Origin of the sequence: Streptomyces sp. V1I1 (assembly GCF_030817355.1) — a bacterium.
In the GTDB taxonomy this organism is placed as follows: Bacteria; Actinomycetota; Actinomycetes; order Streptomycetales; family Streptomycetaceae; genus Streptomyces.
In genome coordinates this window covers 1-20,768 of sequence record NZ_JAUSZH010000001.1, presented here as the reverse complement: position 1 = coordinate 20,768, position 20,768 = coordinate 1, and the positions used below count along the sequence as shown (strand labels likewise).

Annotated in this window: 16 protein-coding genes and 1 pseudogene; 10 read left to right on the top strand and 7 right to left on the bottom strand. The window is 67.7% G+C overall.

The annotated features are described in order from the left end of the window. Positions 1–219 precede the first annotated feature (219 nt). Both QFZ67_RS00085 and QFZ67_RS00080 read left to right on the top strand, forming a co-directional pair. Positions 220–1,617: a nucleotide sugar dehydrogenase gene (locus QFZ67_RS00085; RefSeq protein WP_307659060.1), complete on the top strand. Its 1,398-nt coding sequence runs from the start codon at positions 220–222 to the stop codon at positions 1,615–1,617. Positions 1,618–2,078: 461 nt separating this feature from the next. After that, positions 2,079–2,513, top strand: coding sequence for a hypothetical protein (locus QFZ67_RS00080; RefSeq protein WP_307659059.1), 435 nt, complete (start codon positions 2,079–2,081; stop codon positions 2,511–2,513). Between the two features lie 276 nt (positions 2,514–2,789). Here the strand turns inward: QFZ67_RS00080 and QFZ67_RS00075 are convergent, their stop codons facing one another. Continuing rightward, positions 2,790–3,209, bottom strand: coding sequence for a CBS domain-containing protein (locus tag QFZ67_RS00075; RefSeq protein ID WP_307659058.1), 420 nt, complete (start codon positions 3,207–3,209; stop codon positions 2,790–2,792). Positions 3,210–4,183: 974 nt separating this feature from the next. On the opposite strand from QFZ67_RS00075, the gene QFZ67_RS00070 reads away from it, so the two are divergent. From QFZ67_RS00070 to QFZ67_RS00060, 3 genes are all read left to right on the top strand, one after another. Continuing rightward, positions 4,184–5,464, top strand: coding sequence for a transposase (locus QFZ67_RS00070; protein ID WP_307659057.1), 1,281 nt, complete (start codon positions 4,184–4,186; stop codon positions 5,462–5,464). 259 nt (positions 5,465–5,723) lie between these two features. Next, complete coding sequence (locus QFZ67_RS00065; RefSeq protein WP_307659056.1) at positions 5,724–6,332, top strand: hypothetical protein; 609 nt, start codon at positions 5,724–5,726, stop codon at positions 6,330–6,332. Positions 6,333–6,547: 215 nt separating this feature from the next. Beyond that, positions 6,548–7,150: a recombinase family protein gene (locus QFZ67_RS00060; protein ID WP_307659055.1), complete on the top strand. Its 603-nt coding sequence runs from the start codon at positions 6,548–6,550 to the stop codon at positions 7,148–7,150. A gap of 332 nt (positions 7,151–7,482) precedes the next feature. Here the strand turns inward: QFZ67_RS00060 and QFZ67_RS00055 are convergent, their stop codons facing one another. Further along, a complete protein-coding gene (locus tag QFZ67_RS00055; RefSeq protein ID WP_307659054.1) occupies positions 7,483–8,394 on the bottom strand; it encodes a hypothetical protein in 912 nt (303 codons plus the stop codon). Positions 8,395–8,783: 389 nt separating this feature from the next. On the opposite strand from QFZ67_RS00055, the gene QFZ67_RS00050 reads away from it, so the two are divergent. Next, on the top strand, positions 8,784–10,229 hold the full coding sequence (locus tag QFZ67_RS00050) for an NF041680 family putative transposase (RefSeq protein WP_307659053.1): 1,446 nt from the start codon (positions 8,784–8,786) through the stop codon (positions 10,227–10,229). Between the two features lie 150 nt (positions 10,230–10,379). Then, positions 10,380–11,819: an NF041680 family putative transposase gene (locus tag QFZ67_RS00045; protein WP_307659052.1), complete on the top strand. Its 1,440-nt coding sequence runs from the start codon at positions 10,380–10,382 to the stop codon at positions 11,817–11,819. 71 nt (positions 11,820–11,890) lie between these two features. On the opposite strand, the gene QFZ67_RS00040 is transcribed toward QFZ67_RS00045, so the two are convergent. Then, entirely contained in the window at positions 11,891–13,999 is a 2,109-nt protein-coding gene (locus QFZ67_RS00040) for a hypothetical protein (protein ID WP_307659051.1), read from the bottom strand. Positions 14,000–14,323: 324 nt separating this feature from the next. Between QFZ67_RS00040 and QFZ67_RS00035 the strand changes: the two genes are divergently transcribed. Beyond that, positions 14,324–15,727 (top strand): IS701 family transposase, encoded by a 1,404-nt coding sequence (locus QFZ67_RS00035; RefSeq protein WP_307659050.1) that lies wholly within the window; start codon positions 14,324–14,326, stop codon positions 15,725–15,727. A gap of 363 nt (positions 15,728–16,090) precedes the next feature. On the opposite strand, the gene QFZ67_RS00030 is transcribed toward QFZ67_RS00035, so the two are convergent. Together QFZ67_RS00030 and QFZ67_RS00025 are read right to left on the bottom strand one after the other, a co-directional pair. After that, positions 16,091–16,594 (bottom strand): hypothetical protein, encoded by a 504-nt coding sequence (locus QFZ67_RS00030; RefSeq protein ID WP_307659049.1) that lies wholly within the window; start codon positions 16,592–16,594, stop codon positions 16,091–16,093. A gap of 318 nt (positions 16,595–16,912) precedes the next feature. After that, positions 16,913–17,266: a hypothetical protein gene (locus QFZ67_RS00025; RefSeq protein WP_307659048.1), complete on the bottom strand. Its 354-nt coding sequence runs from the start codon at positions 17,264–17,266 to the stop codon at positions 16,913–16,915. Between the two features lie 294 nt (positions 17,267–17,560). Here QFZ67_RS00025 and QFZ67_RS00020 point away from each other — a divergent pair, with 294 nt between their 5' ends. Beyond that, positions 17,561–17,791 (top strand): hypothetical protein, encoded by a 231-nt coding sequence (locus tag QFZ67_RS00020; RefSeq protein WP_307659047.1) that lies wholly within the window; start codon positions 17,561–17,563, stop codon positions 17,789–17,791. Positions 17,792–17,901: 110 nt separating this feature from the next. Beyond that, a pseudogene (locus tag QFZ67_RS00015) lies at positions 17,902–18,902 on the top strand (IS5 family transposase). Between the two features lie 729 nt (positions 18,903–19,631). Here QFZ67_RS00015 and QFZ67_RS00010 read toward each other — a convergent pair. Both QFZ67_RS00010 and QFZ67_RS00005 read right to left on the bottom strand, forming a co-directional pair. Then, positions 19,632–20,318 carry a histone-like nucleoid-structuring protein Lsr2 gene (locus tag QFZ67_RS00010; RefSeq protein WP_307659046.1) on the bottom strand — a complete coding sequence of 229 codons (687 nt, stop codon included), beginning with the start codon at positions 20,316–20,318 and terminating at the stop codon, positions 19,632–19,634. Continuing rightward, positions 20,315–20,768, bottom strand: a 454-nt coding sequence (locus QFZ67_RS00005) for a DNA/RNA non-specific endonuclease (RefSeq protein WP_307659045.1), incomplete at its 5' end; no start/stop codon positions are given. The genes QFZ67_RS00005 and QFZ67_RS00010, both read right to left, overlap by 4 nt.

Below are 20,768 nucleotides of genomic sequence, written 5' to 3'. Positions count from 1 at the left end.
ACTTCGCCCCTTCAGGACGAAGCGTGTAGCGGGCCTCCCCGGGATGGTGCAGTCCCGATCGCCGGGCATCTCGTCCCGGGTGAGAATCGGCTGGGAGATCGATCCCTTGCCCGGGCGTCTGCTGCACGGTGGCCGCACCCGTCTGTGTTGCGCGGGCTGGGCGCGCTGTCTTGCCGCCTGGTCCCTGGCCCGGAGTGCAGCAGAAGTGAGGTGTGGGCGATGCGTGTCGGTGTGGTGGGGCAGGGCTATGTGGGGCTGACGGCCGCGGTGGGGCTGGCCGAGCAGGGGCATGTGGTGACCGGGATCGACTGTGATCCGGCTCGTGTGGCGATGCTGGCCAAGGGGCGGATGCCGTTCGAGGAGCCCAGCCTGGAGCTCCCCCTGGCCGCCGCGACCGATGCGCAGAGCCTGTCCTTCGTGACGGACCTGGCCGACCTCGAGGTGCCCGTGGATGCGGTGGTGGTGGCGGTGGGCTCGCCGCCCACCCCTTCGGGCCGCCCCGATCTGCGTCAGGCAGGCGCCGCGTTGGCCGGCGTCATGGCCCTGGACCCGCTGCCCGGCCTGGTGGTGGTCAAGAGCACCATCCCGCCGGGCACAAGCAGCGGGTGGCTGGCCGGCCGGTGGGGCGAGCGGCTGGCCGACCGGTATGTCTACAGTCCGGAGTTCCTCAACCAGGGAGCGGCGATCGAGGACTGGCGCCACCCCGCACGCCTGGTCGCCGGTCTCACCGACGCAGGGCTCCTGCCGGTGGTGCGGGAGCTGTACCGAGGTATCGACGCGCCGCTGGTGGTCACCGATCCCACCTCCGCGGAAGTGGTCAAGTACGCCAGCAACGCGTTCCTGGCCACCAAGGTCAGCTTCGTCGGCGATCTGATCACCCTGTGCGAGGGCACCGGCGCCGACATCGACGACGTGCTGACCGCCACCGGGCTCGACCCGAGGATCGGCACCGCTTTCCTGCGCGCCGAAGGCGGATACGCCGGCTCATGCCTGCCCAAGGACACCCTGGCGCTGCGCCACTGGGCCCGGCTCACCGGACGCCCGCTGCCGGTCATCGAGGCGGTCATCGCCGCCAACCAGGCCCAGCAGCTGCGGACGGTCAGGATCATCGAAGAGGGCCTTGGCCCCGCCCGGCTTCTGGCCGGTGACGCCATCGTGGCCGTCCTCGGGCTGCGCTACCAGCCCTGGACGGACGACCTGCGCGACGCTCCCTGCATGACGCTCCTCCCCGAACTGCAGACTATCGGCGCCCGCTTGCGTGTCTTCGAACCGACCCTGACTCCAGGACAGATCACCACCTTCTTCCCCGGCATCGAAGTGGCCGCCGGCCTGGAAGAGGCCCTCACCGGTGCCGCGGCTGCCATCGTGCTGACCGACTGGCCGCAAACCGTCAACGCCCCCTGGCCACAGCTGGCTACCCTGATGGAAACACCCCGACTGGTCGTCGACACCAAGAACTGCCTGCCCGCCGACATGCTGGCCGCCTCCCCGCTGCGCTACCACTCCATGGGACCACGCGCCCACACCACCCTCAGCCCGGCGTCCCCTCCGCACATCGCGGAACACGAGAACGCCTCACCCAAGCAGACGCCCCGCCCCGGACCCCGAATCCCCTGAAGCACCGGGCCTTGCGAAGCCAAGGGCAGGTCACCGAGTCCGCCGAGCTGGTCGCCCCCTGTTCAGCGCCTGCGCAACGCCGCCGCGCCCCTCACCGTGGCCGGACATGCCCCGAGGATCGCGCGCCCAATGCCACAGAAAACCTCAAGAGAGGACTCCCAAGACCGATGAGGACCGGCGTACCGCGTACTTGCCCGGTCGTGTCATGGAGCCAGCGCCCTACTGGCGGTAGACCTGCTCCGCTTGCAGTCCACACACTCAGTCGCAATCAGAGGGTAACCGAGCGTAGTCGAGGCATGTACGTACCAGTTCACCAGTCGGCCACACGGCTGATGAGGGTACGCCGGTACAGGGCTTGTAGGGCTGGGAATCTAGTCTGACCGCAAGAGTCGCGGGGGCTTCGCTGCTCTGCCCCGCGCTTCGCGGAGTTGACTGGTCTGCAGCCAGGAGGGAAGACCGCCGTGGAATGGCCACCGGACGATGCACCGGCGGCGCCGCCCGCCAGTGTGCTGCTACTCGGCCTCACCCTGCAGGTCGGGTACGAGGAGACTGCTATTCCCCTGCTGCCAGCCGACAGGCAGGCCGGCGTTCCGGTTCTGAAAGAGGGAACGGAGTGCCGGACTGACCTGAAGTTCAGCGTGGCAGGCGACGCCGTTCAAGGTCTGAAAGTTGTGGACGTTCGCTGGAAGGAGGGTACGGAGGTGGCCAGGCGCGAGGTGTTCCTTGGTGACTTCCGGGTGGGAGGCCCCTATGAGGTGGCGCTTCCTCCAGAGAGGATGCCCAGTGGATCGGTCGCGCAGGGGCTCTACGAAGTCCGAACCACACTGATCGACGTCCAGCGCCACATTCTTGGCGAGCAGACATACTCCTTCGAGATCAAAAGGCTGATGCCCTGAACAGCAACTACGGAGGCAAACTGCCAATGCGCGGTGAGCGCTTTGCCGGTCACAGGCTCGGGCACGGAGTCCGCCGTCCTCCGTGCCCGAGCTCCCGCACCCTCACCGCGCGGCCGCTCAGCCGCACCTCCACGGGTCCCCCAGCCCACTGGGACGAAACCCGTCAGCCACGATCAAGATGACCTGAACAATCACGCGATCGCCGCCGTCCGCGCCGCCTGGACAGCGGCGGCCGGGTTGTCCGGGAGATGGGCACGCCACGGCGCCCCAGGCGTTTTACTGGTTGGGTTCGGCCGAGCTGATGTCGCCCAGCGTCGAGTCGGGGTCCCGTTCGATGGCCAGGTCGCCGAGGGAGATGATGCCCACCGGGCGCCCGTTGTCGAGGACCGGCAGCCGGCGTACTGCCCGTTGTCTCATCAGCTGCACGGCGCGGTCGATGTCGTCGTCGGGGGAGACGGCGACCGGGTCGGCGCTGCAGGCCGCCGACACGGTGGTGTCTTCGATGTTCTTCCCGTCGGCAAGGACGCGCACCACCAGGTCCCGGTCGGTGACCAGGCCGCGCAGTTGTTCGTCCTCCACGACGAGGACCGCCCCGATGTCTTCCTCACGCATCCGCCGGGCGACCTCGGTCACTGACGTCTGCGGTCCCACCGCGGCGGGAGTTCCCGTCATGATCTCGCGGACTTGCTGAGCCATTGCTCCACCCTTGATCGGCAAGGAAACCCGGCCCGCAGAGCGAGCCCGTCAGTTCGAGTACCCCCACCCCGCAATCCACGCACCCGAAAAATGGGAGCGGGCCGCGAAGAGGGCGGGCACGACACCCGCGAGCGGAAAGACCAGAAGGCCCGGTTCCCGACGGAGGGGAGCCAGGCCTTCAGCACGGGAGAAAACGTGGGGGAGCCACCGCTCCCGTGTTCCGCTGGCACTACAGATCCCGCTCGGCGAAGTGCGCATCCTTGCGCACTCTGAGTGGCTGACCGCCGACAGCCGCGGGTTCGACGAAAAATGATCCCGCGAAGCCGAGGGCAACTCCTGATGTCCAATCAAGTGCTCGCCTCCGTCCCGGGCACGCATGGTGCCCACGCCGCTGACGCCGGCTTGGGACACCGTTCCGCGACGCCTGCCGTTCCCGGCAGGCGCACGCGCCGCGGCGAGCAGCGCCAGGGGGCGTCCCCGAGATCAGGGTCCCGCTTCCAGGACACCGAAAAGTATGGTGCGCGCAGGCTTGCACTCCGGCTGACGAGCCGTGGGGAATACACCCTTGGACCTGGCCTGGACAATGGCCGTGGGTGCCTGCGTGGCCGTTCACGTCTCCGCCGGTTTCCTCCATGCGCACGCACGGCATGGGCACCGCGCCGTTGCACCCCTGGGAGAACTGTGCGGCACGGCGGGCGAACACACAGGCACAGTGGCTCCCGTTGGGGTACTCGCCCGCTCGAACATCCTGCTGCCCGCCCGGCCCCCACTGACGGCAGCCCACCAGCACCGGACCATCGGGACCCCGAAAAGCGCAAAGAGACTCACTCAGGGGAACTCGCGCAACACGGCACACACAACCGCCGCGCCGACCGGGGCAGACCGGGGCGATCCGGCTCACGGCGGCCGAGGCCCAGCCCGAGCCGCGCAACCTGCGCCGGATCAAGAGCGAGGTACAGCGCCGATGGGGCGTCGTGCCGCTCGTCGACATGCTGAAGGAGGCGGTGCTGCGGACCGGCTGCCTGGACGCGGTCACTTCCGTCTCCGGCGGCGGCAGCCTCTCGCCGGAGGTGCTGGCGGAGCGCCTGTTGCTGGTCATCTGCGCGTACGGAACGAACACCGGGATCAAGGCCGTGGCGTCCGGCGGTCACGGGCACACCGAGGACGAACTGCGGTACGTGCGGCGTCGGTATCTGTCGGCGGAGGCCGCACGCGCCATCGCTGTCCAGATCGCGAATGCCACCTTTGCGGCCCGCAGCACCGAGTTGTGGGGCCAGGGCTCGACCGCGGTCGCCTCCGATTCCACCCATGTGCGCGCCTACGACCAGAACCTGTTCGCCGAGTGGCACTCGCGCTACGGCGGCCGCGGGGTGCTCATCTACTGGCACGTGGAGAAGAAGTCTCTGGCCATCCACTCCCAGCTGATCAACTGCACCGCATCCGAGGTCGCCGCGATGATCGAGGGCGCGATGCGGCACGGCACCACCATGGACGTCGAAGCCAACTACACAGACAGCCATGGCCAGTCGGAGATCGGGTTCGGCATCACCCGGCTGCTGAACTTCGACCTTCTGCCGCGGATCAAGCGGATCAACAAGGTCAAGCTGTACCGGCCGGTGGTCGGCGAGGCGGACGCCTATCCGCAGCTCACCCCGGCGCTGACCCGCCCGATCCGCTGGGAACTCATCGCCCAGCAGTACGACCAGATGATCAAGTACGCAACCGCGATCCGGACCCGTACCGCGTCCACCGAGGCGATCCTGCGGCGCTTCACCCGCAACGCCTCCCACCCCACCTACGCGGCGATGCTGGAGGTCGGCCGCGCGCAGAAGACCATCTTCGTGGCCCGCTACCTGCGGCTGCGGGACCTCCAGCGGGAGATCGAGGAGGGCCTGAACGTGATGGAGTCCTCCAACGGCGCGAACTCCGTGATCGCCTACGGCAAAGGCGGGGAGATCGCGTCCAACCGGCGCGACGAGCAGGAGATGTTCGTGCTGTGCCTGCGGATTCTGCAATCGGCCCTGGTGTATGTGAACACCCTGATGCTCCAGAACGTCCTGGACGAACCGGAGTGGGCCGACATCCTCACGCCCGCCGACCGGCGCGGCCTGACCTCGCTGTTCTGGTCCCACGTACGTCCGTACGGGGAAGTGAACCTTGATATGGACAGCCGCTTGGAGCTCGCCGTGGCCCGCGTGCCCGGACCTCGCACACCGGCGGACGACGCCGAACACCCAGCCATGGAGAAGCGGTGAAACCGCCCCCATTCCGTCGACGCCGAGCTGCATGTGGGGGCAGCATCCAGCACACCTACGTCCACGAGTGGGCTGTCGACCGCGACACCATGCGGAACTGACCTCGATACGGAGGCGTGTTCTCTCAATGACGCTGCGTGACACGGCGGGCGGCGCTACCTTGCCGATTGAGCATGTGCCGGAATCCGTCGGCCGGAGTGCCGACGGCATCGCACGCGATGGCTTCTGATGGGGACTGGGCAGCGAGGAGAGCAGTCACGTGGAAAAGCCTGGTGACGGCGGGATGGTGACCCGACGATCGGTTCTGGCCAAGGGGGTGGGTCTGGGGGCGGCTGCTGTAGCCGGTTCAGTGTTATCCGCCCAGCCAGCCCACGCATGGACGAGCAACCTGCAGGCGAACTGGCGGTACTGCAACCGGTGCGCGTGCATGGTGTACGTATGGCCGGTAAACCAAGGCTGCCCAGCAGGTGGGGCGCATGTCGTCCAAGGCTGGACGTTTCAGCTGCCCTACAACAGTTACTGGACGCCTAACGACCAGCCGGACTGGCGGAACTGCGGCAAGTGCCGAGCCCTGTACTTCGAGGGCTACAACCCGGACGGCGTTTGTTCGCTGGGCGGGAGCCATGAGAACACCTCGCTCAATCAAAACGCGAACTACATCCTGCCTCATGACATCGGTGAGCCCGCAGGAACCCAAGCGAAGTGGAGGTTCTGCGGGAAGCCCGGCGTGGATGGCTGCTACATGCTTTTCTACGACGGCTACGACGGCCTGAACGGCAGGCCGTACTTCAAGGGTGTCTGCCCGACTGGAGGCGGACATTCTGCAGCTGGCTTCAACTTCGCGATCCCCGTCTACGCCTACACCTGATGACTCAGTTGGTCTGCGGGCGGGAGAGCCGGGTGCGCTTGTGGCGGGCCCCGGCCGCCGCGGGGGCATCTGCTGGATCAACCGCCTCGTCGAGTGTCGGCAAACGAACGTCTGCCGACACTCGCACCCGTGATCACGAACCCGCAGGTGGACACTGTCGGCAACTCGCGTCGGAAATCAACGTCGGAGAACGGCCCTTCGGATAGTTTCCGACAATGCTCATCGGCTACTGCCGCACATCGACGGCCGACCAGAACCCCGATCATCAGATCGACGCACTCCTCCGCCACGGTGTCGACCGCGACAACATCCACGTCGACGTCGCCAGCGGCGCGAAGGCGTCCCGCCCAAAGCTCGACCTCGTCATGCAGCTGCTGCGCGAGGGCGACACGCTGAAGGTCACCCGGCTCGACCGGCTCTCACGCTCCGTGCTGCACCTGGTGACGCTCGGCGCCGAACTGCGTGAGCGCGGCATCGGGCTGCACGTCATCGAGCAGGGCATCGACACCGCCACCATGGAGGGCCGGGCGATGTTCGGGATGCTGTCCGTACTGGCAGAGCTCCAGCGCGAGCTGATTGTGGCGAACACCAACGACGGACTCGCCTCCGCACGGGCCCGCGGCCGGGTCGGCGGGCGCCGGCCACGCCTCACCGAGGACCAGGCTGCACTCGCCCAACGGCTCTACGACGAGCGGGAGAAGACCGTCCAGCAGATCGCCGACATGTTCGGCGTACCCCGGACGACGGTGTACGGGCACCTCGACCAGAACAAAACCGTCCCCCGCCAACCCAAGAAGACCACGGTCACGAAACCCTGAGTGCCTGTTTGCGACCCCGGATTCTGAGTAGCCTGGGCGCCGTAGCTTGATGGGGTGCCCGAGGACGCCGGACGTTGGTGCCCTGGCTGCGGCGAGAGGTTGCGGAGTGCGGTCCAATGCCTTGTACTGCTCGGCAGCGTGTCGTGCCAGGCAGTGGCGGATGAACCGCCAGCCGAAGCGGCGCCTGGTGGCCGCGCAGCGCGGTTAGGGTGAGCGGGAGTGTCCGGAGTGCGGAGCCCGCTGGGTGGCCGGTGTCGACCGATGCTCGAACGCCCGCTACTGCGGCGGGAAGTACCGGACCCGGGCCTGGAGGCGCGGGCGGAAACGTTCAGTTAGAGCAGTCCGACTCTCATCGGGCTGTCGAGGTGCCGATCGGTGCATGCGTACTGTTGCCCCCACTGCCCGTTGGTGAAGCGCGACCACCACACGGCGGAGTCGCCTGCCGCGCCCGCCCACACCATAATCACGGACCCTGGATCAGAGGCTCCCAGCGTCGGACTGCCCGCTGTCCGCCGGTCGTTGAGCACTTGCCGCGGCCGCCACCTGGGGGCCTCGGGAGGGCCTGTCAGCGTTGACCAGCTGATGTGGTCATCGTCGGTGTTGCGCCATGCCATGTGGAGCGTGGTGCCGTCGGATACCAGGGAAGGCAGCGCGTTCGTGTGCTGGTCGTCGGCGATCGCCCCGTCTTGCGCGTGCCCACCGTCGAACCAGTGCCAGTGAATACGGGTGTCGGTGCCCCTGCCCCGCCACGCCAGGTAGCGACGCCCTTGGTGTACAGCCGCTGCGACGCCCTCTACACCGCGAAATACGGTGTCGAACTCCGTCGGACTGGTCCACTGGCCGTCGACCAGCTCGGACCAGACCATCCTCCGGTCATTGGAGTACGGATCGGGGTTGGTGCTGTACCGCTTCCAGTACATCAACAGCCGACCATTCCATGGCGACAAGGTCGGAAACGTGTCTGTCTGGAGCCAGTGCGCCGATTGCTGCGGTGACCAGGTGGCTGGGTGGTCGCTCAATGGTCCGCTGTAGCCCGACAGCGTCGACCAGTAGATGTGCTTGTCGTCGTTGGCGCCTTTCCACGCCATGTAGGTGGTGTGCCCGACGCGCGCGATGGACGGCGGGCTGCTGGCGCGGCGATCGTCTAGTACATGAACTCCCGGCCACTGGAACACCAGCCCAAACTGACGCTCATCCCGCGACCATCGAACATGATTGTCCGAGTCACCCTGAAACCAGACCATCGCCGGCACTCTCGACATGCGTCCCCCCGTCCCCACGCACCCTGCTGTCGCCGTCCAGCTAGTACAGCAGACCTAGCCGCACCTCGGTGCCCCTACGCGAGGGAAAGCACCGATCGGGGAGGCGGGTCAACGCCCACCCGTCGGACAGAACGGATCGCAGCGCTCTCCGTTCGCATTGCCCGCGCTGACAAGACGGCGGGCGCAGCGGCGTCCGGTGCGCAGGTGGGGGTTTGGAAACACGCTCTGAGCTTGTTCTTTATGGTCTGACCTCGAACGACGTCCCGAACGTGATCGCTCGTACGAGGATTCCGGGGACGTGAACACGGCCTTCGTCTGATCCTGTGCTCCGACCAAAGAGGCACTTGACCAGCAACGAAGGCCGTGGGGGGATGAGTTTGCTGCATCACGATGTCGGGCGGGATCCGTTCACGGTGGCGTCACGCTTCCGGGACGATTTCTTCGACTGCCTGACCGGGCGCGGGGACGAGTTGTTCGAACTGGCGGGCGCGCTGCTGTGTGCGGACGGGCCGGTGACCGCGCCGGTAGACCTGACGCTGGTGGCCGGGCACCGGCGTGGACACGGCGCGATGTACGACGCGCTGAACTGCGGGAGCGTGGACGTGCCGCGGTTGCGGCAGGTGCTGGCCGGCTTGCCGCAACCCGAGGCCGCCGACGGGCGCCTGGTGCTGGCCGTGGACGTCACGAACTGGCTCCGCCCGGACGCACCCACCAGTCCGGATCGCTTGTTCTGCCACGTCTACGGCCGCAGCGGCCGGTCCTCCGACCAGTTCGTGCCCGGCTGGCCCTACTCCTTCGTCGCCGCCCTGGAATCGGGCCGGACGTCATGGTGCCAGCTCCTGGACGCCGTCCGTCCCGGCCCTGCCGACGACGTCGCCGAGGCTACTGCCACGCAGGTCCGCAGGGTGGTCGAGGACCTCATCGACATGGGCCGGTGGCGCATCGGCGACCGCGACATCCTGATCGTCTTCGACGCTGGATACGACGCCCCGCGCATGGCCCACCTCCTGCACGGGCTGCCGGTGGAGGTCCTCGGGCGGATGCGCACGGACCGGGTGATGCGCAGGCCGGTCCCGGTCCCGTGGATCTCGCCACCGCAGGGCGGCCGTCCGCCCAAGCACGGCAAGGAGTTCCGCTTCGCCAAACCGGAGACCTGGGGCGAGCCGGACGCGGCCACCACGCAGGTCACCGACCGGTACGGCACCGCCCGCGCGATGGCCTGGGACCGCATCCACCCCCGGCTGACCACCCGATCGGCGTGGATCGACCACACCGGTGAACTCCCCGTCATCGAGGGCACGTTGATCCGCCTCCAGGTCGACCGCCTGCCCGGCGGCAACGACCCGCTGCCGCTCTGGCTGTGGTCTTCGGCCACCGGCCTGACCGCCGCCGAAGTCGAGATCCGCTGGCAGGCGTTCCTGCGACGCTTCGACCTGGAACATACCTTCCGCATGATCAAACAGACCCTCGGCTGGACCCGCCCGAAGCTCCGCACCCCCGAGGCCGCGGACCGCTGGACCTGGCTGATCATCGCGGCGCACACCCAACTCCGTCTCGTCCGCGAGGCCGCCGCCGACCTCCGCCGCCCCTGGGAGCGACCCGCCGAGCCCGGCCGCCTCACCCCCGCCAGAGTCCGCCGCGGGTTCAGGAACCTCCGCCCACACTTGACCTGTCCCGCCCGAGCGCCGAAACCATCCCGGCCGGGACCTGGCCGTCCTCCCGGCTCGAAGAACCGGCACCCGGCACCCCGTCACGACGTCGGCAAAACCGTCAAACGGCCCGAGGGCATCAAGGAACGCTCCCGGGCCGGAGGATAAAGAACAAGCTGAGCTTGTTCTTTATCTTCGAGCCTCGAACGGGCTTCGAACTTGAGGCAGGTTTTCGCAGTTCACCGGCTATGTGAGCGGCCTTCGCGCGATCGTGTGCCGTGTTGAGTAAGGCATCTGATCAGCACGAAGGCCGTGGACATGAGTCTGCTCTTATCCGGGCCCCGGCGGGAGGCGTTCGCGCAAGCGTCACGCTTCAGGGGCAAGTTCTATGCGTGTCTGACCGCTCGGCGCGATGAACTGTTTGAGCTCACCGACGCGGTGCTGTGTGCCGACGGCCCGGTGAAGTCGCCCGTCGACCTGACGCTCCTGCCCGAACACCGGCGTGGGCACGGGGCGTTGTACGGCGGGCTCAACCGCGGCCGGATCGATGTCGGACGGCTGCGGGCGGTGCTCGCGGGACTGCCGCTGCCGCGTTTCCCGGACGGTCGGCTCGTCCTGGCCGTCGATGTGTCGCCATGGTTGCGCTCGGATGCGCCATGCTCGAAGGATCGGCTGTTCTGCCACGTCTACGGCCGCGCGAAGAGCGCGTCGCAGTTCATCCCGGGTTGGCCGTACTCCTTCGTGGCCGTGCTGGAGCCCGGCCGCACCTCCTGGACCACCGTCCTGGACGTCGTCCGGCTCGGACCCGTCGACGACGCCACCGCCGTGACCGCCGCCCAGCTGCGGGCCGTGGTCGAGCGGCTCGTCGCTGCCGGCCAGTGGACGCCGGGCCAGCCGGACATTGTGATCGTCGGTGATGCCGGATACGACATCACGCGCCTGGCCTGGGTCCTTCGCGACCTGCCCGTCGAGGTGGTCGGCCCGATCCGTTCCGACCGGGTCATGCGGCTGCCGAAGCCGCCGCGGGTCTACGACCCCAAGGGCGGGCGTCCGCCCAAGCACGGCAAGGAGTTCCGCTTCGCCAAGCCGGACACCTGGCCGGAGCCTACGATCACGACGATCACGGACACCACGAACTACGGCAAGGCCCAGACACAGGCCTGGGACCGGGTCCACCCGCGCCTGACTCATCGCTCGGCCTGGCTCGACCACCAGGGCGAACTACCCCTGGTCGAGGGCACATTGATCCGACTGAAGGTCGAGCACCTCTCGAAGGAGCGCGAGGCGCCGCCGGTGTGGCTGTGGTCCTCGAAGACCGGTGCCAGCCTCGCTGACGTCGACCGTTGCTGGCAGGTGTTCCTGCGCCGCTTCGATCTGGAGCACACATTTCGCTTCGTAAAGCAGACCCTCGGCTGGACCACCCCGAAGGTCCGCATTCCCGAGGCAGCGGACCGCTGGATCTGGATCCTTGTCGCAGCTCTTGCCCAGCTGAGGCTAGCCCGCCCTCTCGCCCAGGACCTCCGCCGCCCCTGGGAGAAACCAGCCTTGCCCAACCAGCTGACCCCGGCCCGGGTCCGCCGGGGGTTCAGGAACATCCGCGCTCACATCCTCTGCCCGGCCCGTGTTCCCAAACCCAACGGCACCGGCCCCGGTCGGCCACCCGGAGCCAAGAACAAACACCGGGCACCCCGCTACGACGTCGGCAAGACCGTCAAACGCGCCGAGACCCTCGCCGAACTCCACGCGTCTCGAAGATAAAGAACAAGCTCACGGACTGGCGCCGCTGAGGCCGTTGCTGCCCGCTTGTCGTCCGGCCCGGACGGGACGGGCTAACCGTCAGCTCCAGGCCGGTTGCCGGCCGTGAACGCCTCCTCCACACGATCCTGCAGCCGGGCGTGACGGAACTGGAAGACGGGCCCCACCGTGCGCAGGACGTGACGCTCGCGAGCATCCGAGAGAAACTTGACCAGGCGGACCGGAGCCTCGTTCCTCCGGCGCAGCTGGAGGCTCGCGAGGAACGCGCGCCAGGTCACCGATCCGACCAGGCTCAGCGCCAGGCTGAGCAGGAGGCCGCCCACCGTCACCAGTGCGATCCCGGACAGGAATCCGTCGATGAGTCCGAAGATGCGATGGTCCGTCAGTTCGGCGAGCAGACCCAGGCATGATCCTCCGATGAGACTGCCGGCGAGGCCGCCGGCGATTCCGGCCGTCAGCGTGTACTGGCGGTCCTGTCTCCAGCACGAGACGGGATCGATGGGAGTCCGGCTGTCGGCGCTGCGGTTGCTGAGACCCGTGACGAATCCGCCCACCACACCGGCGAGGAGGCCGAACACCAGGCCGCCGAAAAGCATGACGACGCGGCCATGGGCGAGGAGCAGGGCGACGCCTAACGCCAGTCCAAGCGCTCCACCGCCGGCGATCCCGAACAGGAAGTTCTCGCGGACGACGAAGTCCCTCCACTGCAGACGGCCCAGCAGCTGGGGGGAGTCCCCGGCACGCCCGTACGTGAGTGACATCGTCACGGAAAGTCCCACCACCGCACCGGCTATCAGGCCGGCGGCCGGCCCCGCCCAGAAGAAGCCCGCCGCCCCGGCGAGAACTCCCAGGCAGAGGCAACTGGCCGCCGTTCTCGGCCAGGCCGACCGCCACCGGGGGACCTGCCACCAGGCGAGGTCGCGGCTTCCCTCGCTGTTCATCCGGTGCGCGATGACGCCGAGCCAGCGCTCGGCCTGGCCGAGACTGTAGCGACTGCGCGGCTGACCCAGCCGGTCGTCGTCATAGGCGGCGGGCAGGACTCGATCGAGAAGGTGGTCCTCCACCGCCGCCCGGTCCGCGAAGCGCTCGAGGTCGAAGCGCTGATCCGCGCGGTAGGTGTCACGCATCAGCGTGAGCATCAGGGGTGTGTCCAGTGCCTGAGCCACTGCGCCCAAAGGGTTCATACGGATGTGCTGCACCAGACCGCGCCAGGCGTCCGGGGGCGGCTGCGCCTGGCAGCGCGTCAGGTACTCCGCCGCGTCCTCGGCGCTGACCGGAAGCAGTTCGAGGCCGGCGGAGCCTGACAGGGGTCCCGCCGCGGCAACGGCCGTCAGAAGCTCCCCGACCCGGCTCAACAGGACCAGGCGGAAGTTCGCCTGCTCGTCCAGCGCCCGCAGAGCCACGGGGCGTACGGCTTCGGGTATCTCGTCCAGCCCGTCCAGAAAGACGGCGACCCGACCCGCGCCGATGAGTCTGGAGACAACACCGCCCGCGTGTTCTTCGGACTTCCTGAACATGTAGTCCGTGGCCAGTCGAGTGGCGAGCCAGTCATGCAGCCGCTGCTTCCGCGGGTCCCATCCGCTCAGCGTCAGCAGCACTGGTACGGGAACTCTCGCGCGCGCGCCGGCTTCGAGCGCCTCGCGATGCGCGAGGGCGTCGAGCAGCAACCTAATGACGGCGCCGCTCTTGCCCGCACCGCCTGCTCCGACGATCACCATCCGCCCGGAGTCCAACGCACCATAGAGGCGGAACAAGTCCCGAACGCCGCCCGACTCCAGATCCGCCGGGGTGATCGGGTCCAGCCCCAGCAGGGGCCCAAACCGCGATGAGCCGGTCCCGATGCCCACCGCATCGGTCGCCGGACCCGATACGGGGAGACTCGACCACCTCCAGCGCACCGGCACGGGGCTCGGATGTATCAGCCGCCGTTCGCTCGCCGCGGCGCTCCACTGCGCCTTCACTCGCTCAGCCAGCTCGTCCGCGAAGTCACGCAGTGCCAGTTCGGTGTGTGCCGTCCGGGGCCTGCGGTTCGTCAGAAATAACGCCCCGCTGGCGGCGGGAACGACGACCGCGGCGATCCCCTGGACGAGCGTGGCCGCGGAGTCCCGGTCATGGGACCGGAAGACGAAGGCCAGGGCGACGAAGACGACGACTGCGATGATCAGCAAACCCACGATGACCATGCAAGTCCCCCTCCTGGCACCGTACCGGGAGTGTGTCAGAGGGTTACAGGCCGTGTCCTTCGATCGGCCGTGCAGCACGTCACGCGAGGCAGACAGGGTTACGTCCAGCTGTCACGAATCCAGCTGCTACCAGCGGTATGACGACTCTACGTCACGCTCGTTGTCCCTCTGGCTGTCCGACTTCGGTGGCAAACGGTCCAGGTTCAGTGTCAGAGGGCAAGAAGGACTGTCCTGTCTCAACGAAGTTAGTCGTTGGCAGACCGCTGACCTAGCGGTGGTTTTAGGCCGGACAGTGGGAGCTTTGCTCACTCTTCGGGGGCTGTGATGACCAAGCGTGTGCCGTGTCCGCCCGCTCCGGGCCCACTGGAAGCCTATGCCGCGCGTTTCGATGACCTCTTCTCCACGCTGGCACAGCGCCGGGGGTTCCGCGAGTATCTCGCCGGGTTACTGCTGCCGAGGGACCGCAACAAGACGCTGACCTGCCTGGCCGGGACGGAGCCTGTGGCCGGTGCCCAGCATGCGGCGGTGCAGCGGCTGCAGTTCTTCCTGTCCGAGTCGACGTGGGACCTGGAGAAGGTCAACGCCCGGCGTGTGGAACTGCTGCTTGCGGACCCGGCCACGGCCCCGCACGCGGGCGGGGTGCTGGTGATCGACGATTCCGGAGACCGCAAGGACGGCACTGCCACCGCCCACGTGGGCAAGCAGTACCTGGGCTCGGTCGGGAAGATCGACCGCGGCGTCGTCGCGGTGACCACCTGCTGGGCCGACGAGCGCGTCTACTACCCGCTGCACGCCGTCCCCTACACCCCCGCCCACCACTTCCCGAAAGGGAAGAACGACGCCGGCTTCCGCACGAAACTGCAGATCGGGGCCGCCCTGGCCCGTGATGCCCCCCGGGCGGGGGTGTCCTTGCGGGCGGTCGCCGCCGACTGCGCTTACGGCGACCAGGACGCCTTCCGCAGGCAACTGGACGCCGCAGGACTGCCGTTCGTGATGGCACTCAAGCCCCGCCGGGGAGCCTGGTCATACGGTGACGAGGCGTACACGCCCGTGGATGCCGCCCGCAACCTTATCTGGGGCGGCCCTGAGGCCCCCGGGAACTGGACCACGGTCACACGAACCTTCCGTGACGGGCACACCGCTACCTGGTGGGCCGCCGACGCACAGCTGGGCTGGTGGGGACCGGATGGCACCACGCGCCTGGTGGTGGCCACCACCGACCCGGCCACCCTGCCCGCGCAGTCCACCTGGTACCTGGCCACCGACCTGCCCCGGCCCGGCGGACCACGGGAGGCGGACAGCCCGGCCCCAGCTGCCGACCTGGCCGAAATTGTGCGAATCTACGGCATCCGGCACTGGATCGAGCAGAGCTACAAGCAGGTCAAGGACGAACTCGGCTGGGCAGACTTCCAGGTCCGCTCCGACACCGCCATCCGCCGCCACCAGACCCTCGTCACCTGCGCGTTCAGCTTCTGCTGGGACACCTGGTTTGCCCCGCCCCCGCCTGCCACGGATGAGGAGGAGCCGGTGCCCAGCCGGCCAGAGAGGGGGTATTGCGCCGTCCCACCAGACCCAGCAGGCCTGCTGGCCCCAAGCCCTCCGGGCCGTCCGTGGCTGGCTGACGCCCTGGGCCACGCTGCAACGCTACTGGCGAGCGTGGACAGCCAAGCCCCCGCCCACCGAGCTCCAGGCCCTGATCAACGCTGTCGGCACCGGCAGACCTCTTAACCTCTACCTCCCGGCCTAACAAACCACCGCTAGTCGGACTAACTTCGTCGAGACTTTCTCCCTGTTCTTGGTGTGGGGGTCCCGTGTTGAGTGCGGAGATTCCCGGCTGTCTGGTGGCCTTTCAAAGCGGTGCTGGGACCGAGCGTTTCAGCCGGCGCTCCATCTGGCCAGCCTGTGGGTTGTGACCGCGCTTGCGTGATGGATACGCCTGACTCCGGCTACTTACTACGGCGTGCGGCTGACACGTCACGCTGGCACCGCCCACACCCCGCTGAGGTCTGGCCGCTGATTCTGGTAGGGGGGAAGGGCGACCTGGAAATCCCGTCAGGTCTCGCGGCTGGCGGCAGAAGAACTGACACGAGGTCACTCGTCGGGCGGCCGAGGCGGCTCAGAAGGCGGGTTTTCGTCTGGCGGGGGCTGAGGCGGTTCTCCACTGATCGAACCGACCGCTTGCCACCTGCGGTTCTCGGGGTCCCAACGAATGTGGCGTTGAGACAGGCCCTCTCGAGCAAGTTGCGCCAGCTGGGCCGCAGCTTCGGCGGGAATCTCCTTCGGACATTCGATGACACAGTTGTTCTCAACGTCGTGGATCACCGCCCAGGTTGTGTCTTGAGCGGAGCCATCACGAACTACCGGTGTAGCCCGGGATAGTGCGCGCTTCAAGATTTGATAGGCGTCTTCGGCTGCCTTCCCCGCCATGGACGACAGGAACGCACCGGCGAGGGTGAACACCGAGATCGTGGCCACGGGGTTTCCCAGGACCAGCGACATCACGTCCATCCGCACGTCGTGCGACGTCTCGATGTGGACATCCACCTCGGCTGCCAGCCCGGGGCCATCGTTCATGACTAAGAGAGCCTGCTTCACGGCTGTGGCGCCCCCGGGTGTGATCGGCGCAGACGCCCTGCCCACTGCCCAGTACTCGTGGGCGACAGGTCCGTCGGCAGCCCATCCAACGAGGCGCAACCGTCGATGGACCCCACCTTGTGGGTCTTCTCGATACGCCACTATCTCCGCAGCCCAACGAAGATCGCCGGGGCGCCCGAAGAAGTGGGGTGCCATGCCGTACGAGGTGCTTTCGATGACCCAACCGGCCGCCACGAGTGCCGCCTTCTGTGGTCCACCGAAGGTGTCAGGTTGACTCATGGGCCCCATCGTGGCTGATGTTGCGTGACAAGAACCAGGTCAGACCTGAACGCGAGCCCGTGAGCAATCACCAGCCATGCCGAGGTGGGAACGCTTCAGGGTGCCCAGGCGATTCTGCGCAATCCGGTTGTCGTCATGCGGGCCGGGCTCCACGACGTCGTCGCCCAGCTCGCCGTCGGGCCCGTGCAGAACATGCCAGTTGCTCAGGACGTAGGGCGTGCCGTCCATCTTGTCGAAGACGACGCAGCCGAGGGTCCGGCCGAGACCTTCACGTGTCCGACGCTCGCACCGGGCAGGTTCGGGTCGAGGCGCCGCTTGCGCGTCGGGCTCTCCGCCTCGGCCACCGCCACCACGCCAAGCAGTGGTCAGCCCTGCTTCGATATCCGGCTCCATGGCAGGCTCAACGCACCCCCGATCGGGTGGGTCACGAACCACCACCGCTCTGATGCAGCGTCAGCCCACTAGACTCGAAACAGGCACGCTGACCAGGACAAATGGAGAAGCACAACTGGAGTACTAGAGGGCCCAGTGTCTGAACGTCCACGGATTCCGCCGAACGTTCCTGAACGCCTTGGGCCGTTCAGCGTTGCGCCGGTTCGCATAGCCCGGTGACCTGCGACGTCCAGGTCTATGCGGGGCCGTACGGATCACTAGGTGCCCGGGGGTGTGCGGCGGTCTGCTGGAGGCATGGCTGACATCGACACAACCTCCCAGACGCCCGAGCCCGAACTGCCCCCCGCCTCCCGGGAGCCGGCGCTGCCGCCTGAGCCGACGCGGCACCAGGTACTTGACATGGTGGTCCTCGTTGCCCTGCTGGGCGTGTGCGCGGGGGTGTACCGCGCGGTCGGGAACGCCGGCTTCTCCGTGATCACCGGGGCAGTCGCCGGGCTGTACGGCACCTGGCGCATCCGGCGCTGACTGGGCAGGTCGCTTCCGGTTGGACCCGTTGGCCCTAGGGCGCGTATCGGGTCGTGATCAATCTGTCGATTCGCCCTCGTGGTGAGGCCTGGACCGGTAGATCTTCTTCCGTGACGCGAGTGCAACTGACGGACGCGGAGTGGGAGTTCATCGGGCCGTACCTGCCGATCGGCGAGTACGGCCCGTATCCCGAGCGGTTACGGCAGCAGTTCGAGGGTGTGATCTGGCGGTTCAGGACCGGCGGACAGTGGCGGGAGATGCCGGAGGAGTTTGGTGCCTGGTCGACCGTCCACAACCGCTTCCGGCAATGGCGTGACGCCGGCGTCTTCGAGGCCCTGCTGGAGAGTCTGATCGCGGAAGCGGCGAAGCGGGGTGAGGTGGACCTGTCCCTGGTCAGCATCGACTCCACCACCGCGCGTGCTCACCACGACGCGGCCGGGATGCACCTGGGCGAGGACGTCCTCGGCGCACTGGAGAAGGCTGCCGCCGAGGCGGAGAAGGCCAGGTCAAAAGGGGCAGTCTCGAAGAACAAGACGGACAGGAGGTCGAGATCGATCCGAGCGGGAGGAGCGACGACGCATCCGGCGCCGGCGAAAACTCCGGCTGAAGACCGCCCTCCTGGACGCTCCCGGGCGGGCAGACCAGCAAGGTTCACCTGGCCGCCGACCGCAAGTGCCGCCCGCTGGCGTTCGTGCTGACCGCAGGCCAGGCTGCCGACAGCCCACAGTTCATCCCCGTGCTGGGGAAGATACGGGTCCGCGGCCCCGTCGGCCGCCCCCGCACCCGGCCGGACGCGGTCGCCGGGGACAAGGCCTACTCCTCCCGCGGCAACCGGGCCCACCTGCGCAGACGCGGTATCAAGGCAGTGATCCCGGAGAAGAGGGACCAGACCGCCAACCGGAAGAAGAAGGGCTCCGCGGGCGGTCGGCCTGTCAGCCACGACGCCGATCTCTACAAGGAGAGGAACACCGTCGAGCGCCTGATCAACAAGCTCAAGGCCTGGCGAGGGATCGCCACCCGATACGACAAGACACCGGACAGCTACCTCGCCGGCCTCCACCTGCGCGCCTCAATGATCTGGGTGAAGGACCTCGCCCGGACCACCAATTGATCACGACTCGATACGCGCCCTAACGGACTCCACGTCAGGGAAGGGGTTCTTTCGCCCAGCCGGAGGCGGCCCACAACGACACGGAAGTCACTGCCATGCCAGCTCTCGCTCTGCAGAGGCGGAAGCTGCCGCAGTGCGGCAGGCTGTTGGCGCGGATGCCTCCCCTCGGACGGGGCCGTTGCAGGTGTGCAGCTCACGCACGTGCGCAGCGATGCGTGCCGCTCCGGGCCGCCCAGCGTCGCGACGGCAACCTTCGCCCAGTTGAGCGATGCTTCCACTCCACGGAGTTTTCCCCTTCGATCTCCAGCTCACCGTAGGCCGGGCCAGGCCGTGAACGACACGGCCCCGATGACCCACATGGGGCGTCGGCTCAGGCACGATGGGCGAATGGATCATGGAGCAGCACCGCTGGCTGGCAGCACCCGTCGCAGTATCGCCATTGAGACGACTTCCACGACGCGGCGACGGGGATGAAGGTCAATGTTGGGAGCCGTCGTTGGAGGCTTCGTGCCGCCAAGGCGTGTCGTGATCGCTGGTGGATGGCGCGGGCGGATCGGCACGGGGGTGGCGGAGTTTCCGCGGTCTCGCCTCTGTCAGCGACCGATGGCCCCGCCCGAGCGGGCGGAGCCTTCAAGCCTCCTGGGACTCCGCACGTCTTGTCTCCCAAGGGGGTCGGCAGCCGCGGTTCGCTGCGGTCAGCACTGGCCCGGAAGGGCGAGCAACCGGTGATCAAGCGCCGCTGCTGGTCGCCTGCTCCCAGGCGGTGAGGACGTCGGCGGGGATGCGTCCGCGGTCGGGTACCTGGTAGCCATTGGCGCGGGCCCAGGCCCGGACGGCTTTGCCGTCGATGGCCCGGCCTGCCGAGGGAGGTGCGGGCTCGGGGTCGCGGCGGGCTGCCGTTGAGGGGGTGAAGAAGGCTCCCTGGTCGAGGAGGTCACTGGGGAACAAGGGCACTTTCGTCTCGCCGCTGAGGACTGAGGCGAGGAAGTGTGTGAGAGTGCCGTCGAAGGTGTACCAGCCGGGACCGCGGGCTTCGTTGACGGCGATACCCCAAGCGTCAGGCTCCGTTGCCGGGTCGGTGATCCAGAACAGGTATTCACCGTTGTCGGTCACGCCAATGGCGAAGAGGTCTGCCGGGTCGTAGGGGACTGGGTAGGTGCCGCGGTCGTGTCCCTGCTCGAGCTGGGCGCGGATGGTGGCGGGCATCGGGCCGGTGAGGTTGACCCACTCAGTCGCCCCGTGCGGGTGGTAGATGTTGATGAATCCGCAGAAGGCGCCCGGACCGTAGGTGGTCGCCATCTGCTTGTAGTCGTCGGGCAGTCGCATGCCGAGGGTGTTCTCGACTGTGTCCCAGTCCACGGGGGGCGGGCCGGCGGGGGGCGGGCTGAGCCGGGTGAGGTCGTTGAAGCTGGTCACAGGAGTCCTCGGCGGTGTCGCTGTTGCTGTTCGTGGGCGGGGTTGGTCATCGGGACGTCCAGGCTGAAGCCGCGGTTTCCGGTGGCTTCGAGCTGAATGTACTTCGGTACGGAGTCCTTTTCATCGTCGGTGTACTCGAGGTAGACGTTGTAGGTGATGATCTCGCCGTCCGCAACGGCGTTGTAGATATCCTGCTCCCAGTCCCGCATGTCAGGGCTGTTCGTCGGGTTCTGGGTGATGGTGAACAGGTTGTCCAACGTGTCGCCGGATCCGCCCAGCATTCTGGCCAGCATGTGCCCGCGCGCTTGGTTGTAGTCGCCGCCAAGGAAGCCTGGCGGCTCCAGCGAGTTCCTGGCATGAGTGCCTTCGTCGAGCATGTCCCGGGTGATGATCGCATTCATCTCGTAGGGGCGGCCGTGCTCGTCGCGGGTGAAGGTGACCCGCCGTCCC